Consider the following 4,629-nt stretch of genomic DNA (forward strand, 5'->3'; position numbering starts at 1 on the left):
GGCGGCACTAAGAGATTCTATAAACTTGCTAAAAAACGCAGTGTATGAACGCGCAGCGGAGCGAGCGGAGATTCACTCTCCGCGAGCGATACCAAGTTTTTGCTTTAGCAAAAACTTGCATTAAATATTATAGAATCTAATTAATTAAGGAGAGGATATGCAGATTAAACGCGTGTTGATTAAATTTTCGGGCGAGGCATTGAGCGGGGAGAGCGGATTTGGGATTGATGTGGGGGTTTTGGAATACATAGCCAAGGAGATTGAGGCGCTCAAAAACGCGGGATTTGAGATAGGTTTGGTGATTGGCGGGGGCAATATCATACGCGGCGTGAGTGCCGCACAAGGCGGGATTATCCGCCGCACAAGCGGGGATTATATGGGTATGCTTGCCACCGTGATTAACGCCGTGGCGGTGCAAGAAGCACTCGAGCATTTGGGCGTAGATGTGCGCGTGCAAAGCGCGATTGAGATACAAGAAGTGTGTGAGAGCTATATCTATCGCCGAGCCATTCGGCATTTGCAAAAGGGGCGGGTTGTGATCTTTGCTGCGGGCACGGGCAATCCGTTTTTTACCACCGATAGCGCGGCTACCCTGCGCGCGGTGGAGATCGAGGCAGATGCCATCGTCAAGGCAACCAAAGTCGATGGCGTGTATGACAAAGATCCCAAAAAATACCCCGATGCTAAAATGCTAGAATCTGTGAGCTATGATGAAGCCCTGCGCGATCATATCAAAGTGATGGATGATACCGCCATCGCTCTTGCTAAAGAAAACAAACTCCCCATTCTTATTTGTAATATGTTTAAAAGTGGGAATCTCCTCGAGATTTTACAACACAATAGGGGTGTGTATTCGATTGTGAAGTGATGGTGGGGCGTGAGTGCGCTTTAAGCTTAAAATCACTATAATGGCGCGCACAAAATCCCCACAAGTTGTTTCGAGGTTTTTATGATAACACTAAAACAAGCACTCAATCTCAAGCCCCAAGAACTCGAGGAATTGCGACAACGCATCAAGCAAAAAGCCAAGGAAAATATGGAGCTAAACGCCTACATAGGCGAGATTCACTCCTCAAGTGATGAGGGCGTGCCAATCCTAATCAAAGACAATATCAATGTCAAAGGTTGGGAGGTTACCTGCGCTTCTAGGATTTTACAAGGCTACAAAGCCCCATACAACGCAAGTGTAATCGAAAATCTTCATAGCAATGGTATGGCTGCGTTTGGGCGCGCCAATATGGATGAGTTCGCAATGGGCAGCACGACAGAATCTAGCTGCTATGGACGCACCAAAAATCCGCGCGATACTTCCCGCGTGCCCGGGGGCAGTAGCGGCGGGAGCGCGGCTGCGGTGGCGGGGGGATTGGCAGTGGCATCGCTAGGGAGCGATACGGGCGGCTCTATCAGGCAGCCAGCGGGCTTTTGTGGCTGTGTGGGGCTCAAGCCAACCTATGGCAGGGTGAGTCGCTACGGGCTCATCGCCTATAGCTCGAGCCTCGATCAAATCGGACCTATCACCCAAAATGTCGAGGACGCAAGCCTCCTGCTTGATGCCATAAGCGGCTATGATGCTAAAGATTCTACTTCCTTGCAACTCCCAGCTACCAATACCTTTGCCAACCTCGATAGCAATGTGCGCTACAAAGTCGGAGTCTTGCGCGAGTGGCTCACACACGCAGATTCACAGACACAGACGCGCTACGAGCAGACAATAAAGCTCCTAGAATCTATGGGGCATACCATAGTCGAGCAAAGTATGCTAGATACAAGCTATCATATCTCGGCGTATTATATCATCTGCACTGCCGAGGCTAGCTCCAACCTCGCGCGCTTTGATGGCGTGCGCTATGGCAATCGCGCGCTAGATTCTAAAACCCTTGGCGATTTGTATCTACACACTCGCACGCAGGGCTTTGGCGATGAGGTTAAGCGCAGGATAATGCTAGGGAATTTCGTGCTTAGCAGCGGGTATTATGACGCGTATTATCTCAAAGCCCAAAAGGTGCGCGAGCTCATCAAAGCCCAATATAGCGATCTCTTTATGTCTTGTGATGTGATTTTAGCACCCATCGCGCCAAGCCTCGCGCCTAAGTTTGGCGCGTCCGCCTCGCCGCTAGAGATGTATCTCAGCGATATTTACACAATCGGCGTCAATCTCGCCGGACTGCCCGCGATTTGCGTGCCCTCAGATTCTCTCTCCCACCTCACGGGCTTGCCTACGGGTATGCAGTTTATCGGCAATCACTGCGAGGAGCAGACTATCCTCAATATCGCCTATGGCTTAGAAAAAGAGCTTGGCAACGCATAATCTAGCACTAAAGGAGTTGGTATGAAAATCTTGCAAAAAGCCCTCACATTTGAAGATATATTGCTTGTCCCTGCGTATTCAGAAGTCCTGCCTAAAGAAGTCAGTTTGCAGACTAAGCTCACCAAAAATATCCCGCTTAATATCCCGCTTGTTTCCGCTGCGATGGATACGGTGACAGAATACCGCGCAGCAATCACGATGGCGCGCCTTGGGGGGATTGGGATCATTCACAAAAATATGGACATACAATCCCAAGTCGATCAGATAAAAAAAGTCAAAAAAAGTGAAAGCGGCGTAATCGTCGATCCTATCTATATCCTAGCAGACGCCACCCTCGCAGAAGCCAAGGCAATCACGGATAATTACAAAATCTCTGGCGTGCCCGTGGTGGATCATTATGGCAAGCTTATTGGTATCCTCACAAACCGCGATGTGCGCTTTGAAACCGATTTGCACAAAAAAGTGGGCGATGTGATGACTAAAGCCCCGCTTATCACTGCAGATGTGGGGACGACTTTGGAGCAGGCGCGCGAGATTATGCACAAAAACAGGATAGAAAAGCTCCCCATAGTCGATAAGGACGAGATCCTAAAGGGGCTCATCACGATTAAAGACATTCAAAAGCGTATCGAGTATCCCAACTCCAACAAGGACGATTTCGGGCGGTTGCGCGTGGGAGCGGCTGTGGGAGTGTTTGGACTAGAGAGGGCGCAGGGCTTAGTCGAGGCGGGAGTGGATGTGATCGTGCTAGATTCTGCGCATGGGCACTCGGCAAATGTCCTCAAGACGCTTAGAGACATTAAGGCAAAGCTAAGCGTAGATGTGATCGTGGGCAATGTCGTAACGCCCCAAGCCACGAGAGATCTCATAGAGGCAGGAGCCGATGGGATTAAGGTAGGGATAGGACCGGGCAGCATCTGCACGACGCGGATCGTCGCGGGCGTGGGTATGCCGCAAGTCTCGGCAGTGGATCTCTGCTCGCAGGCTGCCAAAGGCTATGGCGTGCCCATCATCGCCGATGGGGGCATAAAATACTCTGGCGATATCGCCAAAGCCCTAGCGGTAGGAGCGTCAAGCGTGATGATAGGCTCACTGCTCGCAGGCACAGAAGAATCGCCCGGGGATTTGATGATTTACCAAGGACGCCAATACAAGAGCTATCGCGGTATGGGAAGTATCGGGGCGATGACGCGCGGCAGTGCGGATAGGTATTTCCAAGAGGGCACTGCTCAAGAAAAACTTGTGCCCGAGGGGATAGAGGGGCGCGTGCCATATCGTGGCAAGATTAGTGATGTCGTGCATCAGCTCACGGGGGGGTTGAGCTCGTGTATGGGCTACCTAGGAAGCAAAAATATCGCCGAGCTGTGGGAGAAGGCGGAGTTTGTAGAGATCACCTCGGCAGGACTTAGAGAATCCCACGTCCATGATGTTATCATCACCAAAGAGGCGCCAAACTATCACGGGTAAGAATCGACTCGTGTGCAGGGAAAACGGCTCTTTTTTCGTTTCGCTGCGCTCACATCAGCAGAGCGGGTATGCAATGCGATAAGGTTGTGGATTTTTCGGAAGGCACGGACGCCAAGTCCGCTAACCTTCCCCAAATTTTTCAAAACTTACACAGCCACACCGCGTCTGTTGCGACAGTAACCGACCCATACTTGCACAATACTAATTTTTTTGCTTGCAATAGCAACCCTACAGAATCCACACCAAGCGAGGCAGAGCCAAGCGCAGAATGTAGAGAAAATACAGAATCTCAAGTAGATTCAGAATCTAGCGTAGGCATAGATTCTATGTTTGATACTTCAGATTCAGATTCTAAAACAATCGCACAATCCACAACACCAAAAAATCCTAGCGAGGCTTTGCCAAATGTAAATAGTGCGTGCGATAGCACGAGGCCTAAGCAGAATCTAAAGATTCTAAATCTTTAGATTCTGCCATTTTTGCGGAGCAAAAATCCAATCAAAATATCCCGTCCGGAGCACCTTTATCAAACACACAGAATCTAAGCAACATAGAATCTAAAGGGATTCTCAAAAATGAAAAAATACAGAATCTAGGAGGCACAGAATCTACGCAATTCCCCCTAGATTCTCGCATACAGAATCTAGGGAGCGCAGAATCTCAAGGCATTTACAGAATCTAGCCCAATAGATTCACAAACACACAATCAAGCCCCAAACAAAGCGGGCTCTAAAACACACAGAATCTAGCGCAGACTCAATACTTCCAACCAAACTCTAGCACACCCACTCCCTATGGCACGAGTGTTGAAAAATGGCTCGAGTTTTCTTATAAAATCCTTTGTTAAAAAGCTT

General features: G+C 49.4%; 5 protein-coding genes. 4 read left to right on the forward strand and 1 reads right to left on the reverse strand.

What is annotated here, in order from left to right:
• Positions 1–157 precede the first annotated feature (157 nt).
• From pyrH to ACH2BK_RS09925, 4 genes are all read left to right on the forward strand, one after another.
• A complete protein-coding gene (gene pyrH, locus ACH2BK_RS09910) occupies positions 158–868 on the forward strand; it encodes a UMP kinase (protein WP_394997853.1) in 711 nt (236 codons plus the stop codon).
• An 81-nt stretch (positions 869–949) separates the two neighbouring features.
• Positions 950–2,308 (forward strand): Asp-tRNA(Asn)/Glu-tRNA(Gln) amidotransferase subunit GatA, encoded by a 1,359-nt coding sequence (gatA, locus tag ACH2BK_RS09915; RefSeq protein ID WP_395003785.1) that lies wholly within the window; start codon positions 950–952, stop codon positions 2,306–2,308.
• Between the two features lie 21 nt (positions 2,309–2,329).
• Positions 2,330–3,775, forward strand: coding sequence for an IMP dehydrogenase (guaB, locus tag ACH2BK_RS09920; protein ID WP_394997849.1), 1,446 nt, complete (start codon positions 2,330–2,332; stop codon positions 3,773–3,775).
• 68 nt (positions 3,776–3,843) lie between these two features.
• Entirely contained in the window at positions 3,844–4,242 is a 399-nt protein-coding gene (locus ACH2BK_RS09925; RefSeq protein ID WP_395003787.1) for a hypothetical protein, read from the forward strand.
• Positions 4,243–4,273: 31 nt separating this feature from the next.
• Here the strand turns inward: ACH2BK_RS09925 and ACH2BK_RS09930 are convergent, their stop codons facing one another.
• Positions 4,274–4,411, reverse strand: coding sequence for a hypothetical protein (locus ACH2BK_RS09930; RefSeq protein ID WP_395003789.1), 138 nt, complete (start codon positions 4,409–4,411; stop codon positions 4,274–4,276).
• Between the last annotated feature and the right edge of the window lie 218 nt (positions 4,412–4,629).

Origin of the sequence: uncultured Helicobacter sp. (assembly GCF_949282165.1) — a bacterium.
GTDB lineage: Bacteria > Campylobacterota > Campylobacteria > Campylobacterales > Helicobacteraceae > Helicobacter_F.

Bases quoted from the DNA above. Each gene is read 5' to 3' on its own strand.
- pyrH (WP_394997853.1), top strand. From the start codon at position 158: ATGCAGATTAAACGCGTGTTGATTAAATTTTCGGGCGAGGCATTGAGC.
- gatA (WP_395003785.1), top strand. From the start codon at position 950: ATGATAACACTAAAACAAGCACTCAATCTCAAGCCCCAAGAACTCGAG.
- guaB (WP_394997849.1), top strand. From the start codon at position 2,330: ATGAAAATCTTGCAAAAAGCCCTCACATTTGAAGATATATTGCTTGTC.
- ACH2BK_RS09925 (WP_395003787.1), top strand. From the start codon at position 3,844: ATGCAATGCGATAAGGTTGTGGATTTTTCGGAAGGCACGGACGCCAAG.
- ACH2BK_RS09930 (WP_395003789.1), bottom strand. From the start codon at position 4,411: ATGCGAGAATCTAGGGGGAATTGCGTAGATTCTGTGCCTCCTAGATTC.